This is a genomic window from Actinokineospora lacus, from assembly GCF_053813445.1.
The window spans coordinates 29,013-52,289 of sequence record NZ_JBQERA010000019.1 but is presented as its reverse complement, the minus strand read 5'-3'; the positions used below and the strand labels follow the sequence as shown (position 1 = coordinate 52,289).

Here is a 23,277-nt window from a genome sequence, read left to right as displayed (position 1 = left end):
CTGCGTCTCGGCGGGGATTGTTCCTCTGCTGGGAGGTGTTGGTGTGGGCGGGACGGATTCGTGGCGGCGTTGGTTGAGCGTCGTAGGCCGCGTCAGGTGGGTGTGGAGCCGTGCGGGGGTCTGCGGTTTGCGTTCTATGGTCGGATGTCGACGTTCGGGTTTCAGGATCCGCATACCTCGCGTGGGTGGCAGCGTGCGGTGGCCGTTGAGCTGATCGAGGGGTTCGGTCGGATCACGGTGGAGTTTTTCGATGAGGGTCGGTCGCGTCGGTGGGCGTGGCCGGATCGTGCTGCGGCGTCGGCGTTGTTGGCGGCGGCGGAGCGTCCGGATCGTGAGTTTGACGCGGTGGTGGTGGGGGAGTACGAGCGAGCTTTTCACGGTGATCAGTTTTGGGACATCGTTGCTCGTCTCAATGCGCTGGGTGTTCAGGTGTGGTTGCCGGAGGCGAGTGGGCCGGTGGAGTTGGACAGCCCGGTGCATCAGGCGTTGATGGTGCTGCTCGGGGCGCAGGCGCAGCGCGAGGTGGCGCGGGCGCGGGTCCGGGCGAAAGAGGCGATGGTGGTGCAGGCCCAGGAGCAGGGCCGCCAGCTCGGGGGTCGTCCGCCGTACGGGTACATGCTGGTCGATGGTGGCCCGCATCCGAACCGAGTCCACGCGAGGTGGGGGCGTCGGGTGAAGGTGTTGGTGCCGGATTCGGCGACGGCTCCGTGGGTGGGGTGGCTGTTCGCCGAACGCGCGAAAGGCCGCTCGGTCGCCTCGCTGGTGCGGGAGTTGAATGCGCGCGGGGCGCCGTGTCCGTCGGCGGCGGATCGGGCGCGGAATCCGCATAGGTCGGGGGAGCGGTGGTCGTTGACGACCGTGCAGGCGATCCTAGGGAATCCGCGGTACACCGGGCGTCAGGTCTGGAATCGGCAGTCCACCGTCGGTCACGGCGAGGGTGGACGCGCTGGTGGGCGAGGTTCTGGGCGGGTGGTGTGCAACCCGGTGTCGGAATGGGTGTTCTCCGAGCGGATCGCGCACGAGCCGCTGGTCGATGAGGACACGTTCCTCGCGATCCAGGGTATGCGCGCGGCCCGTACCGCCCAGGACGGCAGCACCCACGCCTACGCGCTCACCGGGCTGCTGGTGTGCCAGGTGTGCCAGCGGCGGCTGGAGCCACACTGGGTGCACGGGCGCCCGGGCTATCGGTGTCGGCATGGCTATAGCAGCTCGAACCCGCGTCCCGAGAACGGCCTGGGCATCGTCAACGTCCGCGAGGACCAGGTCCTCGACGACCTGCCGACGCTACTGCGACGGGCGATGTCCGACTGGAGCCTGGCGGCGTCCAACGATGACAAGGCCACGCGGCTCCGCACCGCCGGGCTGGTCGTCGTGTGCGGAGGACAGGGCAGATGGCACCTCCGACCAGCTGAGCAGCCGCCCGATGCGCCTGGACCTCCGCTGGCCGGACAGACGGCCATGATCTACACCCCAGGAATCCCTCAGCCGCCAGATCCAGGTCCGACGAGCGCAAGATCGAACGACACGCCCACCCAAACGAGTACAGCGGTTGGGACTCGTCGGCTACAGTCGTTGGACAACGGCGACCTGCCCACATAGAACATCCCACGGACTCTGGTGAATCCGTGGGATAAGAACGTGCCGAATCCGAGACACAGAAACGTGGGAGATATCCCACGCCCAACTGGGCATGAGATGTCATAAGTGCAGTATGACAGGGAGATCTGCCAGCTTGCAAATGAGGGAGATCTCCCACGCGGAGTGGTGGAGAAGTCTCGGCTTCCTCATCATCTGGTGGTACTCGGGTTGTCGCGGCCAGTTTCGCAGGCCAGTAAATTCATCATTCGGACTGAATGGTGGAGCTCCACCGAGCGCGACAGGAACGCTGACGCCGTGGTCAGCGAGGTCATCCCCCGCTCGTCTTCTGCCCTGAGTCACTGCGGAAGGCCTATTGGTCCGCGACCGCTCAGCAGGTGGGCAGGCCCAGTCCCGTCCGTTGCCCGGGGGAGATCCAGACGGCGGAGATGTAGCCCACCTGATCTCCCGCCGCGCGGGCGAAGTACCACAGCGTCGAGGTGTCCAGGCCTGGGTTGTCGTCGTCGATGCCGTTGTCCTGCCCCGTTGGTGGTACGACTCCCGGTGACCTGGTAGGTGGCTGTTAGCGTCGCTCCGGTCCCCATCTCGGTGCCAACACCATGGGCATCCGGCTGTGCGGCAGGAGTTCACTGTGCGGGTGGACAGATAGGCGGGACGGTCCTCGCGCATTGCGGTGGGGCCGTTGGTCACCGTGTCGGGTCGGTTGCCGTCCCGGGTCGCGCACACCCGCGACTACGCCGACTTCTGCCGGCGCGTCGCGGGCCGGTTCCTGCACCACGACCCCACCGACACCCCCGGCGCACCGGACGCCCTCGCCGACACCGTGGCGGCCATCCGCGCCGCCGGATATGTCGTCAATCCCGCCTTCTGGGCGGCCGGGGACACCGCATCCTGCGGTGAGTCCGGATGCGCCGCAGGACGCCCCCCCGGCCCACTAACCACCGCGATACCTGCTCGAACCGACAGGACGGAGACGACAATGGATCGAGTCACCTGGGCCGACCTCCCGGCCGCTACGACCGCGGCTGTGGCCGAGGTGTGCGCCGCCGCGGTGGTCGACGCGCGCCCGGTGTCGGCCGGGGTGAACTCGGCTGTTGCCGTCGTCCTCGACGTCGAGGACGGCGGGCGGGTGTTCTGCAAGGGTGTTCCGCTCGGCTCCGCCCCGTACCTGCTGGCCATGTTCGAGCGGGAAGCCACCACGCTGGCCGCGCTGCCCCCCGGCCTGGGCCCGCGCCTGCTCTGGCAGGTCCAGGCCGGGGGCTGGTGGCTGCTCGGGATGGAACACCATCCCGGACGCCCCGCCGATCTCGCCCTCGGCTCGCCCGACCTGCCGCTGCTGGCCGACGTGCTTGCCCGCTTCCCCCGCGCGCTCACCCCACCCCCGGCCGCCGGTCTGGGCACCCTCGCCGCGAGGTTGGAGGACTGGCAGGTCTGGGCCCGATACCGCGACTACCCCCCGCCCACCCTGCCCGACTGGGCCCGCGACGGCCTCGAGCAGCTCGTCGCCGCGAACGCGGCCGTCGGCGAGCTGGGCGGGAGCACCCTCCTGCACACCGACCTCAACCCCCACAACTGGATCATCGGCCCCGACGGGCGCACGACCGTGGTCGACTGGGCATGGGCCTGCACCGGCCCGGCCTGGGCAGAATCCGAATGGCTCGGCCCCCGGCTGATCGCCGCCGGCCACACCCCCGCGGCCGCGGCCGACTGGGTGAACCACGCCCAACGCAACGACCGCCCCGACCCGGCAGAGCGCCTGGCCCTGCTCGCCACCATCACCGGCATCTGGCTGCACCGCGCCCATCAAGGCGGGTTCCGTCCCGACCTCGCCGACGCCGCCCTGGCCTGGCTCGGCCACCGCTGGACCACCGACGAAAGCCCAACCGCTCACCGCACGCACATCCCCGCAACCGTCGCTTCCTAACGCAGACGGTGCCTTCACGATGTGGGCGACCGCTCCATGACCACTCGTACGGCTGTAGGTCGGTCGATCTCCGATGCGGTTACCTGATGGGCAACCATCTCGGGAAGGTCGTACATGTCACCGACAGCGCTGCTACGTCGCTCTCTCGTCCTCGGCGCGGTGTTCACCGCGTCCGCGTTCCTCGTCGCACCCGCGGCCAACGCAGCCACCACCACGTCCTGCACAAGCGGCTTCACGGCGCTCAACAGCCGGTCCCTCACCACGGCGAGCTGCGTTGGCTTTGTCGACGCGGGCTCGCCCTACGTCTTCCAGCTCGCGACGCTCATGGTCTGGAATCACGTGTACTCCCCACCCCTTCCGCAGTTCTCCACCTACTCGAACGCTGTGGCCACCTGCGCCACCTACTCGTTGACCCCCCAAGGGACAATCGCCGGCAGCACCTGCACCTTCCAGACCTAGACGAGTAACACGTAAGCCGGGGTGAGGTCCGGAGACGGACAAAGGATGTTCAAGATCCGCACTACCGCCCCGGCATCCACGGCGGGACGGCCTCGGCCCAGGTCTCCGACTGGACGGCAATGGCCGCATGGGCCCGTGGCCGCGCCGGTTCCTTCGGGCCGGTCGGGGCCACGCGGCTGCTCCAGCTCGCCGCGAGCGTGGCGGCCGGGGTGCCAGTCGACCTCGGCCAGGCCCTCGCCGACTTCGACCACGTCCAGCTCGAGGGCCCCCTGGCCGCGCTCGCCCTCATCACCCCCGACCCGGCCCAGGCCACCACCGCGGCCGAGGACCCCGCCCCGTGCTGACCAGCCTCGACAACCGCCCGGACAACCCCGCGGCGTCCTGGTGGCCGGCACCGGAGCGGCTGTGCGCGTGGCTCGTCGACGGCCAGTTACGCGACCACGCCGCGCCCTCGGGAGGGACGGGCGCGGCGGCCGCGTCACCCCGCCCGGATTCAGATCAGGGCCTCTACCCTTGACTGATCAGCGTCACGGCTCGAAAGGATCTCCACAACCCCATGCGGGAGCTCATCCGCACGCGCCTGACCGTGGAAGCCCTCGCCGCCCACTTCGGGGTGGCGCTGCCCACCGACGCGGAGATCGATGCCGCCAACGATCCCCCCGACCCGGGCCCCGGCGGCGACACCCGGCGGGAACCGCGCCCCTGACCGGCCGGACCCGGCCCGTGCTCGACGTCCTGGCCCTTGACACCGGACACCGTCGCCGCGGGGGCGCGCGTGTCGGTGACTGATCCCGTTCCACTGCCCGACACCGTGGTCGTGGTCGGGGCCGGGCTGATCGCGCTGTTGATCGCGGCCACCGCCCTGGCCCCCACCACAGGCCGCGTCGGCTCGCTGCTGCACCTGGTCAACAGTGTGGGCACCCTCGCCCACGAGTTCGGCCACGCCCTGGCCAGCGTGGCCACCGGCGGCGGGTCTACCTCATCGAGGTCCGCACCCCCGACAGCGGCAGCACCCACACCTGGTACACCTCACGGTTGGCCGACATCGTCATCTCGGCCGCGGGCTACGCCATGCCGCCCCTGCTCGGCCTCGGCGCGGCGTCGCTGATCTCCCGCGGTCACACCCCGCTCGTGCTCACCGTCGGCGTGGTCATCGCGGGCCTGGTGCTGCTGGTCACCCGCGACCTGGTCACCCTCGCCGTGGTCCTGGCCGTCGGCGGCGGATGCTTCGCCGTGCTGCACTGGGGTTCCCTGCCGGCCCAGCACTGGGTCGCCCACTGCCTGGCCTGGCTGCTGCTCGTCTCGGAAATCCCCGCCCTGGCCGTGCTGATCCGGGCACGCTGGAACGGCCGAGGCGGCAGTGACGATGCCGACGACCTGGCCGAGGCGACCCGCATCCCCGGCGTGGTCTGGATTCTGGGCTGGTACGCGCTGATCGGCTGGGCGGTGTGGACGGCCGCGCCGCTGCTGTGGGGGTGAGGCGGGCCGTCTGAACCGGCGTGCTCGGCGGTCTGGTGCTCGGCGGCGACACGCACTCACTCCGCAGGCCCGTTGTCACGCATGAACCTGATCTAGTGGACCCTGCGGCGGGCGGTGCCGAGGACGGCGCGGCTGATCGTGCTGCGGATACGCGCCCACGTGCCCGGAGGGCTGAACTCGGCATAGCGACGCGGAAGGGGCATCTCGGCGGCGGGATGGGCGTCGAGGGGTTCGATCAGCCGGGAGGGCAGCTCGGTGGTGATCTCGCTGCCCGCGTCCCAGCGCACGACGTAGATGTGCCCGGCCGTGGGATCGGTGCTCACCAGCTCCCCGACGACGCCGTGGTCGCCCTCGGTCAACTCGTGGACGTCATCTGGGCCTGGCGGTCGCGGGTCACCGGCCAAGCTGGTGGCTTGATATGCGGTCGTCGTCAAGGTCATCGGCATCCGCCCGCGCCATCGCACGCGCGTGCCGGTCAGCGTCGGGGTCTGCACACCCTGATTGTCCTACACCAGGGCAACCCTGCTCAGCGCGCGCACTCGACCAGGGAGAACTCCCGCTCGGCGCCGGTGTCGGTGTAGGTGAACGGCGTCCCCCCGGGGCCGATGCCATCGGTGACGACCCGCGTGCGCCACACGCCTTCCTGGCACGGCGCGCCGAGTTCCACGGCGAACCCCGCCGCGTCGGGGATGGTGACCCGAACCGCGGTGCGGCCCCGGTCGAGCCACTGCCCACCGACGCTGAACTGAAGTTGCGCCCGAAGATCGTGGGACCGAGGGCTGGGGGAGCAGTGTGGTCGCACCGTGTCGACCACCAGGCCGCCTTGGACGCTCAGGCCCGCGTAGGTGATCCCGCACGCCTTGCTCGGGTCAGAAAAAGGGCATCCCGAGGGGAAACCAGCGGCAGCGCCACCACCACGGCCGCGACGGCCACAGTTCGACGTGTTGTGCGGCTCATGGTCGATCATCTTCCCTGACGCTTGTCGTCAGCCGTGTCAGCGGGCGAGTGACGGCGCTCGTCCTCCCGACCTGAGGACGTCGGTTGGCTTGCCGTGCCGCCTTCAACGGGCGTGATCGGGAACCTGTCGACCCGGGTGGGGTGCCAGGGGGTCGGCAAAGTCGTGCTGGTGCTCGTCACGGCACCTGGGCACCGATGTCGCGAAGGTGCTCCTCGCCGCGCCGGGAAAGCCGTTCAACAGCGAAACCGACTTGGCAGACCCTGACCTACTCGGCCTGGGACGCCGAACACGAGATCGGAGAAGGGAGACACGCTAACCGCAGATCAACATTGGGACGGATGTCGCGGAGGCGGTCGGCGTGAGGCCATGTCGTCAGTCCAGGCCTCCGTAGATCCACTGAAAGGTGGAGTGACAGGCCAAAGAGTCTGTGCGCCGCGCGGTGAGCACGATGAACCGGGCATCGCGCGGCGGAGTGCCAGTGACCTCCTGGTCGTCGCTGCCGGCTGTGACCGTGCCCTGCGCGACGGGCTTGCCGTCCGCCAGCAGCGACCAGTCCACCACGGTCGGGCAGTCTCGAACCTCTTCCTGAACCAACACCACCGCCTCCAGGCGGAACCAGCCTCGAAGCTCTGTGCGGTCGTCGATATCCTCCCGTTCGAACCGTGTCCTGATGACACCTGACGCGGGGATGCCCCATTCGAAGCCGGTCGACGGGCAGGGACCGGAGTCACTGAAGCAGATTGACCGCTTCATCTCCTCGGGTTGATCGCCGGATGCGTAATCCAGCCCCTCAGTCGGGTCCGATGTGACGATGAAGTAGGCAAGGAGGGCGCTTATCGCCACGACAAGAAGCGCACATCCTGTCCCGGACGAGCCTCCATATGGAACGCTACGCCCGGCCACGCGCCCTCCCCGGTAGTGCTGCCCTTCGATTCTAACGTAGGCAAGGTCGTGTGCCGACCGGGAGGACCCCAGGAGATCGTCACAGTTGGTTTGTGCTGGTGGCGGCTGCGATGATCGGAATGATTCGGATTCGGTCAGCGGCGATGCGTTCTAAGGGATGTCTCGTAACCCGGTGATCGGTTGTATGGCGTGTGGGTGATCATGTTTGGGTGCAGGTGATCTCGTCGTCGCGGTCGGAGTGGATAGCTCCGTTCACCGAGCTGCCTCTCAGATGATCAGCGGTATCGTTGAGCTGCGGTCAGACTTGCTAGGTCGATTTCCGCATCGCCGCCAAGAGGTAACCCTTGGCGGCTTTTTTTCTGCCCACAGCGCGGGATGCTCCCGGCTGATGCCGGGTGAGTTACGCGCGGCGGGTGATCAGCTCGGGTGTGAAGCCGACCAGGACGGTGAACATCGCGGTGCGGGGCAGTCGGCAGAAGTGCGCCATGTTCTGGACCACCGTCGGCTCAAGCCAAGCGAGGCCGGACTTGTCGACGTCGTGTTCCAGCCGGTGTCGGGCCCAGACCCGCAGGGGGCGAGTTCGGCGCGGTGGTCGCCGGTGATGGCGTGCAGGTCCACCCGCACGCCGGTGCGGTCGAGGTCGATCTCGGCGCGTTGCAGGGCGAAGGCGAACAGCTCCGGCGCCACTGTGCCCAGGGCGCGGCTGATCTCCACGAGCCGGGCGACGGTGCAGTGCCGGGTGCCCTGTTCGTAGCTGGCGATGGTCTGCACGTGCATGTCGGAGTCCATCCGTTCGACCAGGTCGGCCCTGGTCCAGCCGAGGGCGGAGCGCGCTCGGCGGATCTCCTGTCCGACCGCGCGCGCGACCTCTGCCGCTGACGTCATGTGGTTCTCCCGTCGTGCCCGGGGGTGAGTTTCTGTCAGGCCGCTGTCTGTGCCAGGCCGTCGGCGACGTCGGCCAGCTCGGCGGCCAGGCCGCGGCAGGGGGCGCACACGGCGAGGTGGCCGCGTACCGCGGCGTGGTCCCGTGTGGACAGGCCGCCGCGCGTCCAGGCGCCGAAGCGGTCTGCTGCGGCCTGGCACCGGCCTCGGGCCGGGGGGCGCTGGAGGTGTTGTTGGAGATATGCCTGGCGCAGGCCCTCGCGGGCGCGGCGGGCCAGCGAGGACACCCCGTCGGGCGAGAGTCCCAGCTGGGGCGCGACCTCGGCGGGGGCCGGCCTGTGATCTCGGTGTGCCAGAGCACGCGCTGCCAGCGCTCGGGCAGCGTGGCGAACGCCGCGCGCACCATCGCCCGCTCCAGCCCCGCCAGGGCCGTGTCCAGGTCGCGCGCCACCATCGCCTCCGGGGCGGCCTCGGTGATATCGGCGTACGGCTTGACCCTGATGCGGCAGTTTCGCCGGGTGCGTTCGTAGGCGAGGTGGCGGATCGTCGTCAGCAGGTAGGCGCGGAACTGCCGGTCGGAGGTGGGCCCGCGGCCTCTGCCCAGGGTCTCCAGCACGCGGATGACGGCGGTGGCGACCAGGTCGTCGGCGTCGGCCGGGGTCCGGGTGAGCTGTCGGGCTTGACGGTGGGCCGCGTCGTGGTGCTCCCGGTACAGCTGGGTGTAGGCGCCGGTGTCGCCGGCGCGGACCGCGTCCACCAGGGCCCTGGTCATGGGCTCGCGTCCCGGTGCATCTGCTGGGCGACGCGCAGCACCGCGTAGGCGCTGGGCCCGTGGGTGATCCAGCCGTTCTCCACCCAGGCGATGGCCTTGGTGAACGGGATCAGCTTGTGGGTCAGGTCGGCCTCTCCGCCTTCCAGGTTGGCCGCTCCCTGGGTCAGGCCCATGGCCAGGAAGACGTCGACGGCCCGGTTGGTGACGTCGATGGCCTCGTGCACCCGGCCCAGGTGTGTCCAGGTCGAGGCCCGGAGGCCGGTCTCGTCGGCGAGTTCGCGGTGCGCGGCCTCGGCCGCGTCGGTGTCCTGCGGGTCGACCGCGCCGCTGGGCAGTCGCCAGTGGTCGCACCCCAGGGTGTAGATCCACTGCCGGGTCATCACCACCTCGTACCGCTTGGTGACCGCCAGCATGGTCACCGCGGGCGGGGCGAGCACGTGATAGGTGACGGCGACGCCATCGCGTCGCCGCTCGGCCCTCGTTGTCCTCGGCCACCCCGGGGCCCTTCCTGCTCGTCGTCTGGTGGCCGTCATCCTTTCGGGCCCGCGCCTGTCGACTGGCTGCGGCGCGCGGGCCCGCCCGCGGTCGACCACTTGGCCGGGGTCGGTCACGGCTCGCCGGGTTCGGCCGTGCCCTGCTCGATGGTGTGGCCGTGTTCGAGGATGCGGTGGGCGGCGCGGCGTCGGGTGAGGGGTGGGATTAGAGGGCGACAACGCCGCGCGCCGCGATCTTGGCATCCGCACCTGGAGTAGAGCCCTGGCCGACGCTGCGGCGAGGGGGCAGGGCATTTGGCTGGAGGAGGTGGGTTCAGTGGGTGACCTCGTTGCGGGCTTCGGGGATCAGGACGGCGAGGGTGGCTTGGATGCTGTCCTTGATCGCGCCGGAGAAGTTGATGTTCTCGCTGTGCGCGGGGGAGATGTGGGCGAGGGGCGTCGAAACGTTTCGGTCCATGGACGAGTCCTCCGACGCCGGTTTCCCTAAGTCCCGATCAAGTTCCTGTCCTCGGCGCGTGGATGCCCCTAGCCTCAAGAGAACCGGCACGTCCGGAGCGTGCCCTTGTCCAGGGAGAACCATGCCGCTCTTCATCATCATGGCCGTGCTGGTGGTAGCTCTTTTGGGCGTTCTCTACGTTCTCGAAGTCCGTTCTCGGCGCCTCAGAAGCGGCCTCGGCAACTTGGCCGGCGCGGCGAGACCGCAGTCCATCAGCAGCAGGCACCGCGACAACGACGACCTCGGCGCACGCGCGACCATGCGCCCCTGACAAACCCATGCCAAGCGGCCCGCGGTCGATCTCGACGGCGCGAACTGCGATCTCGGCGGGAGCGCCCCGCCCATGGCGAGGGCGTGGCGCGCCGACCTGGACCCGCGCACCTCGGGCGACATCGACAGCGTGGTCCTGGGCCAGGACCAGCCACGTGACCGCGACCAATCGCACCGCCTCGCCCACCTCGGCCGCCGGGGGAGCGGAGTCTGCCCGGCCCCGGCGGAAGGACGCACGGAGCCGCTGTTGACCAGCTGAGGCAGGGCGATGAGGTGGGCCAGGGCTTCGGCGGCTGCGGGCAAGTGGTGGGGGGAGCTGGACCACCACGGCCAGGACGAAGATCAGTCGGGGCGGTGGGGTCGTGGCGAAGCACGTTGGGGAACTGGTACCGAAGGTTGTCGGTGCGGCCGCGGTGCAAGCGCACCATCAAGTTGTTGCTTCACCTCATTCTGGCTGCTCGACATTTGAGTGACCTTCAGGCGGCGCGGTGCGGCGTGCCATGACCGTTCCGGGCTAAGGCGGGTTGCTTCGGTTGATGGGGTGACCTGCTTTGGCCTGGGTGTGGTGGGTTGTGGGCGGAAACCACTCGTTGTGTGGACGCTGAGTGGTGGTTTGTGCGCGTAGCGTGTGACGCTCGGGTTCGGGGTTGGAGCGTCTGGAGGAGCATGTGACCGCTGTCGTCATGTCTCGTCGTGGTCGTGATCTGGTCGATCCGGTGGTGTTCGCGCGGGTGTCCGCGCGGTTGGCGCTCGACCATCCGCAGGTCGCTCCAGTGGCGGAGCGGATCGTGGATCAGGCGTTGGCGTTCCTGGCCGCTGTCGGGCGGCAGCCGGGCCGTGGTCTGGTACCGAGCCCGATGGTCGATCTGGGCTGGCACCAGCTGATCCTGGACACCCGGCTCTACGCCCGGCTGTGCCGCGAACTTGCGGGCGAGTTCGTGCACCACGTCCCCGACGACCCACCCACCGCGCCTGGTGACCGCGAGCCGGGGACGGTCGGCCGTACGATCGAGGCGATCACGGCGGCGGGGTTCGTCGTGGACGGTGAGCTGTGGCCGTTGCGAGCCAAGTGCGGGCCATGTCATGAAGACGGCAACTGCACCAACTCCGGCCGCGACGGCAACGAGAACACCGACGGCCGCAAGAAAGACCCGAGGTGACTGTATTGGGTGAGGCGACGGCGTCGGTGACGTGGCAGGAGCTGCCCTGCGCGGTTCGCGACGCCGTCGAGCGGCATGTCGGCGCGGTCGCGGAGGTCGAACAGGTCGAGGAAGGCAGCGCCGGCGACTTCGTTGCCGTGTTGCGCTTGGTCGACAGGGGTCGGGTGTTCGTGAAGGCGGTGGCCGGGGTCGACCGCAGGATGCGGTGGCTGCGCAATGAGATCACCGGCAACACCGTGGCCGTGGGTCTCGCCCCCCAGGTGCTGTTTCACGCCGACCTCGACGCCGCCGAGACGGGCCGGGACTGGCTCGTCGTCGGGTTCGAGCACGTCCCCGGCCGCTCGGCCCACCTTGCCCCTGGCTCTCCGGACCTGCCCCTGGTCGCCGCCGCCGTCGAGGCGATCGCCGCTCTGCCCGCGGGAGGGATGCGGCCGTTGCGGCAGAGGTGGGCCCCGACCGACTGGTGGCACCGGGTCGCAGCCCTGGCCCCGGATACGATCGTCGGCTTCGACATCGCCGAGATGACCCGGCTCAGCGAGCTGGTCCCCGCCCTGGTGGACGGGGACCGGCTCCTGCACACCGACCTGCACGGCGACCAGATCCTCATCACCCCCGATGGCTCCGCGAAGGTCATCGACTGGGGCTTCCCAGGGGCCGGCGCCGCGTGGATCGACACGGCGTTCGTGATGCTGCGCCTCATCGAAGCAGGCCACACTCCTGACGCCGCTGAGACCTGGGCCTACGCCCGGCGCACCTTCGCCGATGTCGATGGGTCGGCGTTGACGGCGTGGACCGCCTACGTCGCCGGGTTCTGGACCCACCTGGCCGTCACAGGCGGCCCTGGATCACCCCGACGTGCCCAACTCGCCCGCGACCATCTCCGGTGGCGGTTGACGCGCTACCCGGTCTCGACCTCCACGCACTGACACCGGCTGAACCTGGTCAGCGTTCTGCGGCGGCAAGATCGATTCAGTACTTTCCGGCTCGACCAGGGCTGATGGCGTTGCTGGCTGTTGTGGTCGTTCCTGGGCAGCGTGGACGTCTTGCGTGTGGGGCGGTCCGGCAGGTCGGTTAGCGCGACCCTATCTCGATCGTCTCGCGCTGGGCGGGGTAGCCTGTGGGTGCGGGATTACCGTTTTCCGGAACACCGAAAAATTTCCGGTCAACCGGAAATCGGAAAATCCGCGCAGGAAGAAGGGCCGCCACCGTCCCCCGTCTGCCCGGTGCGCCAACACCGGGACTAGCGACAGGGTCGGGTGACGGCCCTCGACCTAACTCACCTCGGTGCTAGGCAGGCCTGTAAACCAGCAGCACCAGGACGAGCAGCAGCCCGGCCCTCACGACAGTGGTGGCCGGGCTTTCGCTCATCGTCATGAGCGCGAGCACCAAGTCCGCCACGTATGGCACCAGGGTCGTGTACTGCTGCAGCGAGGTCTTCCGTGGGTGAGCCGGAGGCTCGGACCCGGTGGAATCGTCCCGCTCGGACATGGAGTTTTCCTCTCCTCGTTCCGCCTGGCTTTCGCCAGGGGCACGGGGGACCGAGTCGGATCCGCGCCAGAGGCACGGGCCGGATCTCGGGTCCGCGCCGGAGTCCCCTCATGAACGGGTACCGGCGCAGAGGAAAGTGATCCACATTCGCTGAATCAGCTTACGGGATCCCACTCTTGTCCGTGACAGCACCACACTGGCGTCCTTTCGGCGGTAGCGAGATGTGCGGGCATAAGGTGGGGATAGGCGCGCGCTGCCGCCCAGGCCGACGCCGAGACGTACGCGCGCTGGTCGGGTGCCCATGCCGGGTTGGTGTCGGGGTCCGGCACGGTCGCGGCGTCCCTGGCCAGGGACGAGGACAGGATCGCCACGCCCCGGACCTCGATGGGGCGTGAAGCTCGGCCGCCTTGCGCGCGCCGATGTCCGGTTATGACCAGGCGTAGTGCGGCCCGGAGGCCGAAGCCGCCGGGCCCGTGCTGGGCGTGGCTTCGCGATGGCGGCCGCCAGGCGCTGTAACGCGGGCGGCCCGCGGAACCATTCCACGGGTATGGGTGAATCGTTGGACCGTGCGGTCAAGCGGGAGCAGGCGCTCGAGGCGACGCGGCGGGCCGTCGAGGACTGGACGCGCCGCTATGCCGGGCCGGTGGCGGAGTTGCCGTTCAAGACGACCGTGGAACAGGTGCCCGCAGGCGACCGCGCGCTCGTCGCGGAGTTCCTGGCTAAGGCGCGGCGGTCGCAGTTCGAGAAGGGCACCGTGCTGGCGCACCCTGACGGCAGCGACCGCATGCTCACCGGCATCCACGGCCTCGGGTTCCGCAGGCACACCGCGCCGGTGGCGCGGCGGCTGCACGGGGAGCGGGTCCGGTTCATCGAGGCCCACTACACCTCGGGCCTCCCCGAGTCGGTTCGGTTCCTCGCCGACGGCACGCGCTACGTGGGCAGCTACCCGGGCAGCGGCGAGCTGACCTCGGTGCTCGCCGCGGCGCTGGTCAAGCGCTGAGCGATCAGGCGCGGCCGAAGAGCTCGCCAACCAGCCACAGGGTTGACCGGCAGGACCGGGCTGCGCTTGCGCTCCTGGCCCTGCCGTTCTCCGTCACCCTGCGCTGCCCGCTCAGGCAGTGGGCGAGGATGCTGCCGACGGCCTGAGCGAAACTGACCGGTGCGGGCGGCTGGAGGACGTACTCGGCCCGCCGCGCGGGCAGCCTGTCGACCAGCCGGACGTCGACCGGACACTCTGGGCCGTGCTCGTGCTGGTTCTCGTCGTTCTCGGCGACCGACGGCACGTCTTCGACGTCGGCGAGGGACATGCGAGCGGTGACGGGGCACGGTGTGGTCGTGTTCGAGGATGCGGTGTGCCGCGCGGCGCCGGGTGGGGTGGCGGGAGTAGAGGGCGAGCAGGTGGGTCAGGGCTTCGACGGCTGCGGGTAGCAGCCGGGGGAGCTGGATCACCGCGGCCAGGGCGATGACCGGCCAGGGTGACGGGGTGGGCAGGCTGGTCACCCACGCGGGGATCTGGGGCATGGCGTTCACGTTGCTCGGCGGGTGCGGGGTGAACGCGGGTTCAGTGCGGGGCGAATGCGGGTGCTGGTTTCGATCATGTGGCCACCGTGCCCGACGGGTGTGGGTGGGAGGGTTGGCCGGAAGGTTGGTGCCCGGGAGTGGAAGGTTGGTGCCCGGGTTGGTGTCCGGTGATCTTTGGCGGGCCCGCGATGTGTCGGTGTCGGCCGCTATGGTCGCCGGGTGAGCACGCCGTATGAGTGGACGCCGCACGGGTTGCCCTGTTACCGCTCCGGGCAGGCGCCGCCTTTTCTGCGGTTGGAGAGCCAGTTGCGGGAGTGGGGGCTCCGTCCGGCGGAAATCCGTGCGCCTACGTGGACTCGCAGTACGGCTTGGCCGCGCTGTACCTGGTCACCGACGCCGTTCTCGTCGACCCGCGTAGCTGGCCACCCACCCGAACCACGTCCTGAGTTGATGCGATGACCACGGCGGCGGGGTGATCCTTTGACGGTTACCGGTCACCTCTGCAAGATCGGTCAGAGCGTCCGGAACGTGTCGACCAGATCCGGCCGGCACGGGGTTCGGGTTCGTTCCGTGGGTAGCTGCGCCCGCGGCTCGGCGGTGCGGCCGGGACGTACTCCGCACCGCGCGGGCTGGTGGTCGCCATCCTCGCGGGCCCGTGCCGCCCGTTGCTTTGGTGTGCGCGATTAGTGGACCAATCCGTCCGCCGGTGACCGCTGGTGACCGATACGTTCACGGCTCCGTGCTTGATGCGGATCGCCTTGTCAAGGTGAATCGGTGATGGCGGGTTCTTGGCAGGGAGGTTCGTCGATCACGACGTCGATGCGCTGGTCAGGGGGCGCGGTCGAGGCCGAGCGGGCCCAAGTGAAGCGTGTTGAGGCCGAGTATCAGGACGATGCCGACCGCGAGGGCGCTGAGCACGGTGGCGACGGCCACCAGCCGGGTGATGCTTGACCAGTTGTGGGTGAGCCGGTGGAACAGGCCCGGCCAGGTTGCCGGATCAGGCTCGTGGTTGGGGTGATCTGTGCTGCTGGGGTGCGGTGCGGGCTCGCGCGAGGTTCTATCGTTCATGGAAGCGGATGTCCTTTGGTCTCGGTGGCTGCCGGGCTGGGTGGGTGTTTGCGATCTCGGTGGTTTCCCGTTGCAGCGGGAGACCACCGACTTTGGTTCTCGCGGAGAATGCCATGTGTCACCCCGATCGTCATTGAGGGACAGCGGCGTACCTGGATCGCACTATCGCACAGCACTACACAGCCTTCGGGAGGGGAACAGCGCAACTTCGGTGGCGTACCAATCCTGTTCGGAGGCCAAATGGTGGCCGCGGGCGAGTGCACGGCGGACCGACCGCGACGATCTACCGACCTAGCGGCCGTGCTTCACCTGCGGTGGTTGATTACCCAGCATGGTTGCCTCGCTCCGACTGGCCTTCGCGGGGTTCGTTGGGTCGCCACCAGCGTCGGCGACGACGGCGGCCAGTTCCCGCGCCGCGCGGGCCCGCTCGCCCCCGGCCCGCCCGCGCCTGGGCGCAGGGTCCTGGGCCCGGGGCCGGCGGTCAGCCATGCCTGTGGCTGCGGCGCGCGGGCCCGCCTGCGGCCGATCACCTGGCCGGGGTCGGTCACGGCTCGCCCGGCTCGGCGATCTCGACGGTGTGGCCGTGTTCGGGGATGCGGTGGGCGGCTCGGCGTCGGGTGGGGGCGGGAGTAGAGGGCGACTACGCCGCGCGCCGCGATCTTGGCATCCGCATCTGGAGTAGAGCCTTGGCCGAGCCAAGACCACGGGCTGAAATCCGGGCTTGGACGTGTCAACGGGCGGGCCGATAGTGAGATGGTCTAACCAGTGATATTGCGAGCGTTGGCGATCCGAACCGGCGTCATGCCGGGTGGGGTCGCCGTCTGCAGCGCTTGGAGCCGGACCCGGCGACCGCGGAGACGGTGCGGTGGATTTTGCCCAGCGGATCGCGGGGAAGAGCGCGGCGGGGATCGCGCGCGGGCTGAACGAGCGCGGCGTGGCGTGTCCCTCGGCGGTCGACCGGGAACGCAACCAACACCGTGCGGGCTTGCGGTGGTCGTTGCGGTCGGTGATCGAGATTCTGGAGAACCCGCGCTACACGGGCAGGCAGGTGTGGAGCCGGACAGCCGCCGATCGTGGCCAGCGGTCTGCGAGTGGTCGGCGGCCGTCGGTGCGGCGACCGATGGGGGAGTGGGCGGTCTCGGAGCGGTTGGCGCACGAGCCGCTGATCCCGGAGGCGGACTTCGTCGCGGCGCAGGCCGCGCAGGTGGCGAGGGTCGATCAGTGCGGTCGTACGCGCAGGTATCGGCTGTCCGGGCTGGTGCGCTGCGGGGTGTGCGAACGACGGATGGACTCGCACTGGGTGCACGGACGACCCGGCTACCGCTGCCGCCACGGCCGCACCAGCGCGCACACCCTGAGCCCCGACGTGCCGAAACCGGTGTACGTACGCGAGGACCATCTCCTGGAAACCGTCACCGCCCAGCTCGCCCACCCCGGCGACGGCACCTCGGAATCGGGCGTGGAGGGCTACTTGTGTCGTACCGGAATGGTGATCCGTCACTCCGTGAACGGCACCGTCATCGAGCCGAAGGACGCCGAAACAACAAGCCCCACGGACCGCACCTGATAGACTCAGAATGCACCCGTGGGGCAGTTATGTGTCCGACAGAAACGTGGGAGATATCCCATGCCCAGTCGGGCGTGAGATGTCATAATTGCAACATAACAGGCGGATCTGCCAGCTTGCAAATGGGGGAGATCTCCCACGCTGAGTGGGCGGCTTGAAGCGCAACGACATCTGCTGCGGCTGTGGCTTGGCCTGTCCGTATTGGACTACAGAGATTGAATGATCAGGGTTAGCTGGCGGCGTGTCCGGCTGGCTTGGGCGTGGGGATGCGGTATGCGGTAGGTATGCGTTATCCCGATGGTGGTGGGCTGACGGCCGAGGGCCGTGCCCGGCGTGAGGCTGTCCGGTTGCGGGCGGCGGAGTTGTTCGTCCAGGACGTGTCGGTGCCGGAGATCGCCCGGCGGCTGCGGGTGTCGCACAACGCGGTGTACGTGTGGCGGCGGCGCTGGCTGGCCGAAGGCGATGGCGGATTGGCGTCCAAGGGTCCTTCGGGCGCGGACTGCCGACTCTCGCCGAAGCAGGTGGATCGACTGGCCGCGGCGTTGGAGGAAGGTCCCGCCGCGCACGGCTACACCGAGGACCAGCGATGGACCCTGACGCGGGTCGCCGACCTGATCGGCCGGCTGTTCCGGGTCCGCTACACCCTGCGTGGAGTGTCGATGTTGTTGCACCGCATGGGGTTCAGCCCGCAGATGCCCACACACAGGCCGGTCGAGCGCGACGAGGAGGCCGTGGCGACGTGGCGGCGGGAGACGTGGCGCCAGGCAAAAGGTTAGCGGTCGAGCGTGGGGCGTGGATCTGCTTCGAGGACGAGGCGGGTCACACGCTACGGCCGCCGAAGGCACGAACCTGGGCTCCACGCGGACAGACCCCGACGATCCCGGTGTCGGGAAAGGGGTCCGGCCGCATCTCGGTCGCCGGACTGCTCTGCGTCCGCCCCACCGAACCCGCACAACAACGCCCGCATCTTTTGTACCGCCTCAAGACCCACCGCGCCCGCAAAGGCGAACGCCGCAGCTTCGCCGAAACCGACTACATCGCACTGCTCGACGCCGCACACCAGTACCTCAAGGCCGAGATCGTGGTGATCTGGGACAACCTCAACACCCACATCAGCGCCGCGATGCGGCAACTGGTCACCGCCCGCGACTGGCTACACGTCATCCAACTACCGGCCTACGCCCCCGACCTCAACCCGACCGAGGGGGTGTGGTCCCACGTCAAACGCAGCCTCGGCAACCTCGCCGTCACGAACACCGACCACCTGGCCGACATCGTGCGCAACCGCCTCAAACGCATCCAGTACCGACCCGAACTCCTGACCAGCTTCCTCGCCCAGACCGGCCTCACCCTCGACCCAGAACCACCCTAACCCTGACCATTCAACCTCTGTAGCGGGCGCGGCCCGGATGCTGAGACCCTGCGGATCATGACCTGCACCGTCGAGACCTATGCCCAACAGACGCTCTGAGAAGGACCAGGCGGTCACCGATCTGTTGGACCGCCTCGACCTCGAACGGCCACTGGCCGACAACATCCGGTTCGCCAGCCGCGCCGAGCCGTGGAGGTACACGGGGGTGACCTGTCTGGTCGCCCGTGACGGACAGGGAACTCCGGTCGGTTTCCTCTCAGGTCGACTGAGCAAGAACGACGGCAGCCTGCCGGGCAGGGTCGCGTTCGTGGAGATGATCGGGGTGGTGCGCGCCATGGCTGTGAGGGACCGAGATGATCGTTTAACGCGGACCGGACTGTTCACTTCGGATGATTCGTTCCTGCTTCGAGCGGGGATTCGCTGCTGCCCAGTCGCTATTTGACGACTGGGCAGCACGTGCGTGGTCTTAGGGCCGCTTGGGCGTCATTGCCCAGAGTATGAGGTAGATGACGAACTGGGGTCCCGGCAGCAGGCAGGACGCCACGAAGAGCAGGCGCATGCGGCTGGTGGGCCAGTTGTAGCGGGCGGCGAGGCCCGCGCACACCCCGGCGATCATCTTGTGGCTTTGTGGTCTGGTCAAGCTGGTCATTCTGCACCGTTCAGAAGTCGGGGACGGAGTTTCCGCACTGTGGGCTTACCCCCTGGGTTGGTGGATCGTGAGGTGGAGCGGTTGCCGTTGTCGAACAGCGCTCGACCGAGACCGCCACCATGAGCCGGCTTCGCGGCGTGACAGATTCCTGTGTCAGGCGCCACGGATTGGGCGGCCCGCCCCGGTTGGCTTGCTGGGGCGGGGCGGGCGCGGGGTTCAGTTGGTGTGGGTGTGGGTGTGGGTGTGGAGGTCGGTGAGGGTGGCGGCGAGGCGGAAGTACTTGTTGGTGCCGAGGTCGCGGACGGTTTTGATGCCGAAGGCGGCGTCGAGTTTCTGCGCGTCGGCGTTGCTGACTCCGGAGAGGGCGGCGACGGGGGCGTCGAGGATCTCGGCGAGGGGGAGGTTCTCGTAGGCCTTGTCGAGCTGTGTGGCCAGGTTCGCGGAGACGGTCATGGTGGGGTTCCTTCCGGCGGGGATTTGATCTTGTTGGGGTCTGGTGGGTGGGGTGTGGTCATTCGTCGCCCGAGGCGTCGCCGCCGTCGTCGTCGCCTTCGAAGGCGTCGCCGATCATGTCACCGATGATCATGCCGCCGATGGCGCCCGCGGCTGCGCCTGCGATGACGCCGCCCATGCCGGGGCCGCGGCGTTCATGGCTGTCGTGGTGGCCGTGCTGGCCGTAGGCGGGCTGACCGTGACCCTGTTGGCCGTAGCCCTGCTGCCCGTACGCGGGCTGCCCGTATGCGGGTTGGCCGTACGCGGGCTGCCCGCCGAACGCGGCGTTGCCGCCGCCGAAGGCCGGGTTGGCGCCGAAGGCGGGGTTGGCGCCGCGTTCGGCGATCTGGGTGAGCCAGTCGTCGATGAGTGGGGCCCAGTCGGTGCGCTGGGCGTCGGCGTGGGTGAGCTGGAAGCGGCCGAAGGCGTCGCCGCCGCCGGGCTGTAGGAAGCCGCGGCGGCGGTCGGCCTCCAGCACGACCCACAGCTGCTCGGGGGTGGTGATGAAGGTGAGCTCGATCTGGTTGATCCGGCCTGCGTGGTGGCCGGGTGGGAAGAACTCGATCTCCTGGTAGAAGCCGAGGACCTGGGGCAGGCCGTGGAGGCGGCCGACCTCGACGTCGGCGGCGCGGAAGGTGGCGCCGAGTCGGCCGAAGGCGTCGAGCACCTGGTTCTGGGAGGGCAGCGGCACGATGGTCAGCGGGTCGAGGTCGCCCTTGTCGGGGGCGCTGGAGATGACCAGCTCGGTGCGCACGCCGACGGTCATCCCGGGCAGCGGGGTGGAGCCGACCGCGGTGATCGGGGTTTCCCAGGGCAGGGGGAGCTGGAAGGGGATGTCCAGTCGCTGGTTGGCGGCGACGTGGACGCCCTGGTGGACGACGACGCGGTGGAACTCGGCGATGCCGTGGGCCTCGTGCTCACCGTGCTCGGCCTCGGCGCGGGTGACCAGGGACAGCACGATCTGGTCGATGGCCGCGTCGTTGCTGCCACCGGAGATGCTCACGCGGCCGGTGACGACCTGGCCGGGCATCGCGGTGGGGGAGTCGAGCACGGTGTCGACGGTGGGCCCGCCGACTCCGAAGGCGGAGAGCATGCGTTTGAACACGGAGAGTCCTCTCGGTGGGGTGCGGGAAAGGCCCTGGCCCCCGCCAGGGGGAGTGGGGCGGGGGACCAGGGGGTCAAAGGGGGTGGGGATGGGGTCAGGTCGTGGCTGTGGGGGTGTCGGTTTCGTCGTCGAACTCGCCGATGAGTTCTTCGAGCAGGTCTTCCAGGGCGGCGATGCCGATGACGGTGCCGTCGTCGTCGGTGACCAGGGCCAGTTGGGTGCGGTGGGCGCGCATGGTGGTGACGGCGGTGGGCAGGGGTGCGGTCGCGGGCAGCGGCAGCACGTCGGACATGAGGTCGCGGGCGGGGATGTCGGTGCCCGCGGCGGTGGCGCGCATGGCTTCGCGGATGTGGATGAGTCCGGTGACCCGGCCGGTGGGGTCGGTGACGGGGAAGCGGGAGCGGCCGCTGAGGTGGCTGAGCTTCTCCACCTCGCGGGCGGTGTGCGCCTCGGTGACGGTGACCGTGTCGTCGCGGGGCACCATGACCTGGGCCAGGGTGGTGTTCTGCAGGGCGAGCATGCGGGTCAGCAGCCGCTGCTGGCCCTCGTGGATGGTGCCGTGCTCGCCGGACTGGCGCAGCAGCATCCGCAGGTCCTCGGCGCCGTAGCTGTGGGTGAGGGTGTCGACGGGGTTGACCTTGACCAGGCGCAGCATGGCGTTGGCGACATGGTTGAGGCTGGTGAGCAGCCACCGCACCGCGCGGGTGAACCAGCGGAAGGGCAGCGACAGCATCAGCGCGGAGGTCTCCGGGTGCGCGATCGCCCAGGATTTGGGGGCCATCTCCCCGATGACCATGTGCAGGAACACCACGATGACCAGGCTCAGGGCGAACGCGATGCCGTAGCTCAGGCCGCTGGGCAGACCCAGTGCCCGGAACAGCGGGTCGGTCAGCTCCGCGATGGCGGGTTTGGCCAGCGCTCCGAGGCCCAGGGTGCACAGGGTGATGCCGAGTTGGGCGCCCGCCAGCATCACCGAGAGCTCATCGATCCCGGCGATGGCCGCCCGCGCGGCGCGGCTGCCCCCGGCGGCGGCGTCCTCCAGCCGGTAGCGCTTGGCCGCGGTGAGGGCGAACTCGGCGGCGACGAAGAAGGCGTTGCCCACCAGAAGGACGAGGGAGACGACCAGTGCCCAGCCGATGCTCATCGCCGCACCTGCGCCTGGTCATCGTCCGCGGTGGCCTCGGCCACGGACAGCCGCACCGTCTGCGGCACGTGCCGGGACACCGCGACCACCTCGATCACCACGACGCGCCCCGGCCCGGGTCCGTCCTCATCGGCCTCGTCCAGGGTCGGGGCAAGCCCGACGCGCACGGTGTCGCCCACCCGGGTCACCCGTCCCAGTTCGTGCAGCACCAACCCCGAGACCGTCTCGTAGACGTCGTGCTCGGCCAGCGGCAGCCCGGTGGCATCGGCGATCTCGTCCATGCGCATCCGCCCCGGCACCACCCAGGAGCCGTCGGGAGCGCGTTCGATGGCGGGCTCGGTGGTGTCGTCCTCGTCGTGGATCTCGCCGACCAGCTCCTCGGCCAGGTCCTCCAGGGAGATCACCCCGGCGAACCCGCCGAACTCATCCAGCACGCACGCCATCTGCCTGCGCTCGCCGCGCAACCGCTCCAGCACCGCGGGCAGCGGCAGCGAGTCCGGCACCAGCAGCGCCCGCACCGCGATCTCGCCGACGGTGGTTGTTTCCCGCTGCTCGGGCTCCACGCCCAGCACCTCCGCCAAGCCCACCACGCCGATCAGGTCGTCCACATCGGAGCCGACCACCGGGAACCGGGAGTGCCCGGTGTCGATCATCCGCACGACCTCGGCCGCGGGAGCGTCGGCGCGCACGGTGTGCACCACGACCCTGGGTGTCATCGCCTGCCCCGCGGTCAGCTCCCGGAAGTCCAGTCCCCGGTCCAGCAGCCGCGAGAGCTCCGGGTCGAGCTGCCCACCGGCCTCGGAGTCGTCGATGATGCGCTGCAGGTCCTGCGGGGTCACCCCTTGGGGCAGTTCCTCCACCGGCTCGATGCCGACCGCGCGCAGCAACTTGTTGGCCGAGGCGTCGAAGAACCGGATCAACGGGCCCGCGACCTTCAAGTAGAGCAGCGTCGAGCGGCTCAGCGCCCGCGCCAGCCGCTGCGGCTCGGCGATGGCCAGGTTCTTCGGGAACAACTCACCCAGCACCATCTGCACCACCGTGGCGAAGGTCAACGCCAGCACCACCGACACCGACAGCGACACCGCCTCGGGCAGCCCGGCCGCCCCCAACACCGCCGCCAGGCCCTCACCCAGCAGCGGCTCGGCCACATACCCGGCGAGCAGCGCCGTCACCGTGATCCCGAACTGCGCCCCCGAGAGCATGAACGACAGGCGCCCAGTCACCCGGTAGGCGCGCTCGGCGGCCTTGTCCCCGTCCTCGGCGTGCTGGCGCAACCGGCCCCGGTCCACCGCCAGGTACGCGAACTCCTGGGCCACAAAATAGCCGGTGGCCACCGTCAACAGGGTGATCACCAGCAAGCCGGATATGATCAACACGGCCTCGCCCCCGCACCAACGCGGGACGCGCGCCCACTGTGCTGCCGGGCCGGACCCGGCTGACTACTACACGCCTCAGCATCGCCGGACTGCATAAAGCCG

General features: G+C 69.4%; 30 protein-coding genes and 2 pseudogenes. 16 read left to right on the top strand and 16 right to left on the bottom strand.

The genetic code is table 11. The annotated features are described in order from the left end of the window. The first annotated feature begins 60 nt into the window (after nt 1-60). The 6 genes and pseudogenes from ACTG9Q_RS31645 to ACTG9Q_RS31620 form a co-directional block, all read left to right on the top strand. Nucleotides 61-1,599, top strand: coding sequence for a recombinase family protein (locus ACTG9Q_RS31645; RefSeq protein WP_455576623.1), 1,539 nt, complete (start codon nt 61-63; stop codon nt 1,597-1,599). Nucleotides 1,600-2,575: 976 nt separating this feature from the next. Beyond that, nucleotides 2,576-3,520: a phosphotransferase family protein gene (locus ACTG9Q_RS31640; protein ID WP_455576622.1), complete on the top strand. Its 945-nt coding sequence runs from the start codon at nt 2,576-2,578 to the stop codon at nt 3,518-3,520. A gap of 159 nt (nt 3,521-3,679) precedes the next feature. Continuing rightward, nucleotides 3,680-3,979 carry a hypothetical protein gene (locus tag ACTG9Q_RS31635; RefSeq protein ID WP_455576621.1) on the top strand — a complete coding sequence of 100 codons (300 nt, stop codon included), beginning with the start codon at nt 3,680-3,682 and terminating at the stop codon, nt 3,977-3,979. 119 nt (nt 3,980-4,098) lie between these two features. Next, entirely contained in the window at nt 4,099-4,323 is a 225-nt protein-coding gene (locus ACTG9Q_RS31630) for a hypothetical protein (RefSeq protein WP_455576620.1), read from the top strand. A gap of 212 nt (nt 4,324-4,535) precedes the next feature. Then, nucleotides 4,536-4,685: a hypothetical protein gene (locus ACTG9Q_RS31625; RefSeq protein WP_455576619.1), complete on the top strand. Its 150-nt coding sequence runs from the start codon at nt 4,536-4,538 to the stop codon at nt 4,683-4,685. A 272-nt stretch (nt 4,686-4,957) separates the two neighbouring features. Then, a pseudogene (locus tag ACTG9Q_RS31620) lies at nt 4,958-5,458 on the top strand (M50 family metallopeptidase); the annotation flags it as partial. Nucleotides 5,459-5,550: 92 nt separating this feature from the next. On the opposite strand, the gene ACTG9Q_RS31615 reads toward ACTG9Q_RS31620, so the two are convergent. The 8 genes and pseudogenes from ACTG9Q_RS31615 to ACTG9Q_RS31580 all read right to left on the bottom strand — a co-directional run bounded on the left by ACTG9Q_RS31615 (nt 5,551) and on the right by ACTG9Q_RS31580 (nt 9,924). After that, nucleotides 5,551-5,817 (bottom strand): hypothetical protein, encoded by a 267-nt coding sequence (locus ACTG9Q_RS31615; protein ID WP_455576618.1) that lies wholly within the window; start codon nt 5,815-5,817, stop codon nt 5,551-5,553. A 167-nt stretch (nt 5,818-5,984) separates the two neighbouring features. Further along, nucleotides 5,985-6,272 (bottom strand): hypothetical protein, encoded by a 288-nt coding sequence (locus tag ACTG9Q_RS31610; RefSeq protein WP_455576617.1) that lies wholly within the window; start codon nt 6,270-6,272, stop codon nt 5,985-5,987. Nucleotides 6,273-6,788: 516 nt separating this feature from the next. Continuing rightward, nucleotides 6,789-7,259, bottom strand: coding sequence for a hypothetical protein (locus ACTG9Q_RS31605; RefSeq protein ID WP_455576616.1), 471 nt, complete (start codon nt 7,257-7,259; stop codon nt 6,789-6,791). Nucleotides 7,260-7,736: 477 nt separating this feature from the next. Further along, complete coding sequence (locus ACTG9Q_RS31600; RefSeq protein WP_455576615.1) at nt 7,737-8,204, bottom strand: helix-turn-helix domain-containing protein; 468 nt, start codon at nt 8,202-8,204, stop codon at nt 7,737-7,739. A 35-nt stretch (nt 8,205-8,239) separates the two neighbouring features. After that, entirely contained in the window at nt 8,240-8,488 is a 249-nt protein-coding gene (locus ACTG9Q_RS31595) for a zf-HC2 domain-containing protein (protein ID WP_455576614.1), read from the bottom strand. A 113-nt stretch (nt 8,489-8,601) separates the two neighbouring features. Beyond that, nucleotides 8,602-8,973, bottom strand: a pseudogene (locus tag ACTG9Q_RS31590) (RNA polymerase sigma factor); the annotation flags it as partial. After that, the gene (locus ACTG9Q_RS31585) at nt 8,970-9,410 is read right to left on the bottom strand and encodes an NUDIX domain-containing protein (protein ID WP_455576613.1); all 441 of its coding nucleotides are present in this window, start codon (nt 9,408-9,410) and stop codon (nt 8,970-8,972) included. The gene ACTG9Q_RS31585 and the pseudogene ACTG9Q_RS31590, both read right to left, overlap by 4 nt. A 370-nt stretch (nt 9,411-9,780) precedes the next feature. Then, the gene (locus tag ACTG9Q_RS31580; protein WP_455576612.1) at nt 9,781-9,924 is read right to left on the bottom strand and encodes a hypothetical protein; all 144 of its coding nucleotides are present in this window, start codon (nt 9,922-9,924) and stop codon (nt 9,781-9,783) included. A gap of 121 nt (nt 9,925-10,045) precedes the next feature. Here ACTG9Q_RS31580 and ACTG9Q_RS31575 point away from each other — a divergent pair, with 121 nt between their 5' ends. The 4 genes from ACTG9Q_RS31575 (at nt 10,046) to ACTG9Q_RS31560 (ending at nt 12,319) form a co-directional block, all read left to right on the top strand. After that, a complete protein-coding gene (locus ACTG9Q_RS31575) occupies nt 10,046-10,234 on the top strand; it encodes a hypothetical protein (protein WP_455576611.1) in 189 nt (62 codons plus the stop codon). 72 nt (nt 10,235-10,306) lie between these two features. After that, nucleotides 10,307-10,492 carry a hypothetical protein gene (locus ACTG9Q_RS31570; RefSeq protein WP_455576610.1) on the top strand — a complete coding sequence of 62 codons (186 nt, stop codon included), beginning with the start codon at nt 10,307-10,309 and terminating at the stop codon, nt 10,490-10,492. A gap of 388 nt (nt 10,493-10,880) precedes the next feature. Further along, a complete protein-coding gene (locus tag ACTG9Q_RS31565; protein ID WP_455576609.1) occupies nt 10,881-11,393 on the top strand; it encodes a glycine-rich domain-containing protein in 513 nt (170 codons plus the stop codon). Nucleotides 11,394-11,398: 5 nt separating this feature from the next. Further along, entirely contained in the window at nt 11,399-12,319 is a 921-nt protein-coding gene (locus tag ACTG9Q_RS31560; RefSeq protein WP_455576608.1) for a phosphotransferase family protein, read from the top strand. Between the two features lie 361 nt (nt 12,320-12,680). Here the strand turns inward: ACTG9Q_RS31560 and ACTG9Q_RS31555 are convergent, their stop codons facing one another. Further along, the gene (locus ACTG9Q_RS31555; protein WP_455576607.1) at nt 12,681-12,881 is read right to left on the bottom strand and encodes a hypothetical protein; all 201 of its coding nucleotides are present in this window, start codon (nt 12,879-12,881) and stop codon (nt 12,681-12,683) included. Between the two features lie 547 nt (nt 12,882-13,428). Between ACTG9Q_RS31555 and ACTG9Q_RS31550 the strand changes: the two genes are divergently transcribed. Further along, nucleotides 13,429-13,881: a hypothetical protein gene (locus ACTG9Q_RS31550; RefSeq protein WP_455576606.1), complete on the top strand. Its 453-nt coding sequence runs from the start codon at nt 13,429-13,431 to the stop codon at nt 13,879-13,881. Between the two features lie 4 nt (nt 13,882-13,885). Here the strand turns inward: ACTG9Q_RS31550 and ACTG9Q_RS31545 are convergent, their stop codons facing one another. Further along, nucleotides 13,886-14,188 (bottom strand): hypothetical protein, encoded by a 303-nt coding sequence (locus ACTG9Q_RS31545; protein ID WP_455576605.1) that lies wholly within the window; start codon nt 14,186-14,188, stop codon nt 13,886-13,888. Nucleotides 14,189-14,716: 528 nt separating this feature from the next. Between ACTG9Q_RS31545 and ACTG9Q_RS31540 the strand changes: the two genes are divergently transcribed. Then, the gene (locus ACTG9Q_RS31540) at nt 14,717-14,848 is read left to right on the top strand and encodes a hypothetical protein (RefSeq protein WP_455576604.1); all 132 of its coding nucleotides are present in this window, start codon (nt 14,717-14,719) and stop codon (nt 14,846-14,848) included. Between the two features lie 382 nt (nt 14,849-15,230). Here the strand turns inward: ACTG9Q_RS31540 and ACTG9Q_RS31535 are convergent, their stop codons facing one another. Then, on the bottom strand, nt 15,231-15,470 hold the full coding sequence (locus ACTG9Q_RS31535) for a hypothetical protein (protein WP_455576603.1): 240 nt from the start codon (nt 15,468-15,470) through the stop codon (nt 15,231-15,233). 808 nt (nt 15,471-16,278) lie between these two features. Here ACTG9Q_RS31535 and ACTG9Q_RS31530 point away from each other — a divergent pair. From ACTG9Q_RS31530 to ACTG9Q_RS31515, 4 genes are all read left to right on the top strand, one after another. Then, complete coding sequence (locus ACTG9Q_RS31530; protein WP_455576602.1) at nt 16,279-17,037, top strand: recombinase family protein; 759 nt, start codon at nt 16,279-16,281, stop codon at nt 17,035-17,037. A gap of 284 nt (nt 17,038-17,321) precedes the next feature. Continuing rightward, a complete protein-coding gene (locus ACTG9Q_RS31525; RefSeq protein WP_455576601.1) occupies nt 17,322-17,813 on the top strand; it encodes a winged helix-turn-helix domain-containing protein in 492 nt (163 codons plus the stop codon). A gap of 107 nt (nt 17,814-17,920) precedes the next feature. After that, nucleotides 17,921-18,409 (top strand): transposase, encoded by a 489-nt coding sequence (locus ACTG9Q_RS31520; RefSeq protein ID WP_455576600.1) that lies wholly within the window; start codon nt 17,921-17,923, stop codon nt 18,407-18,409. A gap of 79 nt (nt 18,410-18,488) precedes the next feature. Continuing rightward, on the top strand, nt 18,489-18,851 hold the full coding sequence (locus tag ACTG9Q_RS31515) for a hypothetical protein (RefSeq protein ID WP_455576599.1): 363 nt from the start codon (nt 18,489-18,491) through the stop codon (nt 18,849-18,851). A 24-nt stretch (nt 18,852-18,875) separates the two neighbouring features. Here ACTG9Q_RS31515 and ACTG9Q_RS31510 read toward each other — a convergent pair whose 3' ends face one another. The 5 genes from ACTG9Q_RS31510 to ACTG9Q_RS31490 all read right to left on the bottom strand — a co-directional run bounded on the left by ACTG9Q_RS31510 (nt 18,876) and on the right by ACTG9Q_RS31490 (nt 23,151). Then, complete coding sequence (locus tag ACTG9Q_RS31510; RefSeq protein ID WP_455576598.1) at nt 18,876-19,058, bottom strand: PspC domain-containing protein; 183 nt, start codon at nt 19,056-19,058, stop codon at nt 18,876-18,878. Between the two features lie 216 nt (nt 19,059-19,274). Further along, nucleotides 19,275-19,511, bottom strand: coding sequence for a hypothetical protein (locus tag ACTG9Q_RS31505; RefSeq protein ID WP_455576597.1), 237 nt, complete (start codon nt 19,509-19,511; stop codon nt 19,275-19,277). 58 nt (nt 19,512-19,569) lie between these two features. Then, nucleotides 19,570-20,655, bottom strand: a complete 1,086-nt coding sequence (locus tag ACTG9Q_RS31500; RefSeq protein WP_455576596.1) for a sporulation protein — start codon at nt 20,653-20,655, stop codon at nt 19,570-19,572. A gap of 94 nt (nt 20,656-20,749) precedes the next feature. Further along, a complete protein-coding gene (locus ACTG9Q_RS31495) occupies nt 20,750-21,799 on the bottom strand; it encodes a hemolysin family protein (RefSeq protein WP_455576595.1) in 1,050 nt (349 codons plus the stop codon). Then, nucleotides 21,796-23,151, bottom strand: a complete 1,356-nt coding sequence (locus ACTG9Q_RS31490; RefSeq protein ID WP_455576638.1) for a hemolysin family protein — start codon at nt 23,149-23,151, stop codon at nt 21,796-21,798. Before ACTG9Q_RS31490 ends, ACTG9Q_RS31495 begins: the two co-directional genes overlap by 4 nt. Nucleotides 23,152-23,277 lie beyond the last annotated feature (126 nt).

What these genes read in the sequence shown, in the direction of transcription:
- ACTG9Q_RS31640 (WP_455576622.1), top strand. Translation starts at nt 2,576, where the DNA reads ATGGATCGAGTCACCTGGGCCGACCTCCCGGCCGCTACGACCGCGGCT.
- ACTG9Q_RS31630 (WP_455576620.1), top strand. Translation starts at nt 4,099, where the DNA reads ATGGCCGCATGGGCCCGTGGCCGCGCCGGTTCCTTCGGGCCGGTCGGG.
- ACTG9Q_RS31625 (WP_455576619.1), top strand. Translation starts at nt 4,536, where the DNA reads ATGCGGGAGCTCATCCGCACGCGCCTGACCGTGGAAGCCCTCGCCGCC.
- ACTG9Q_RS31600 (WP_455576615.1), bottom strand. Translation starts at nt 8,204, where the DNA reads ATGACGTCAGCGGCAGAGGTCGCGCGCGCGGTCGGACAGGAGATCCGC.
- ACTG9Q_RS31580 (WP_455576612.1), bottom strand. Translation starts at nt 9,924, where the DNA reads ATGGACCGAAACGTTTCGACGCCCCTCGCCCACATCTCCCCCGCGCAC.
- ACTG9Q_RS31575 (WP_455576611.1), top strand. Translation starts at nt 10,046, where the DNA reads ATGCCGCTCTTCATCATCATGGCCGTGCTGGTGGTAGCTCTTTTGGGC.
- ACTG9Q_RS31570 (WP_455576610.1), top strand. Translation starts at nt 10,307, where the DNA reads ATGGCGAGGGCGTGGCGCGCCGACCTGGACCCGCGCACCTCGGGCGAC.
- ACTG9Q_RS31555 (WP_455576607.1), bottom strand. Translation starts at nt 12,881, where the DNA reads ATGTCCGAGCGGGACGATTCCACCGGGTCCGAGCCTCCGGCTCACCCA.
- ACTG9Q_RS31550 (WP_455576606.1), top strand. Translation starts at nt 13,429, where the DNA reads ATGGGTGAATCGTTGGACCGTGCGGTCAAGCGGGAGCAGGCGCTCGAG.
- ACTG9Q_RS31545 (WP_455576605.1), bottom strand. Translation starts at nt 14,188, where the DNA reads ATGTCCCTCGCCGACGTCGAAGACGTGCCGTCGGTCGCCGAGAACGAC.
- ACTG9Q_RS31535 (WP_455576603.1), bottom strand. Translation starts at nt 15,470, where the DNA reads ATGAACGATAGAACCTCGCGCGAGCCCGCACCGCACCCCAGCAGCACA.
- ACTG9Q_RS31525 (WP_455576601.1), top strand. Translation starts at nt 17,322, where the DNA reads ATGCGTTATCCCGATGGTGGTGGGCTGACGGCCGAGGGCCGTGCCCGG.
- ACTG9Q_RS31515 (WP_455576599.1), top strand. Translation starts at nt 18,489, where the DNA reads ATGCCCAACAGACGCTCTGAGAAGGACCAGGCGGTCACCGATCTGTTG.
- ACTG9Q_RS31510 (WP_455576598.1), bottom strand. Translation starts at nt 19,058, where the DNA reads ATGACCAGCTTGACCAGACCACAAAGCCACAAGATGATCGCCGGGGTG.
- ACTG9Q_RS31505 (WP_455576597.1), bottom strand. Translation starts at nt 19,511, where the DNA reads ATGACCGTCTCCGCGAACCTGGCCACACAGCTCGACAAGGCCTACGAG.
- ACTG9Q_RS31495 (WP_455576595.1), bottom strand. Translation starts at nt 21,799, where the DNA reads ATGAGCATCGGCTGGGCACTGGTCGTCTCCCTCGTCCTTCTGGTGGGC.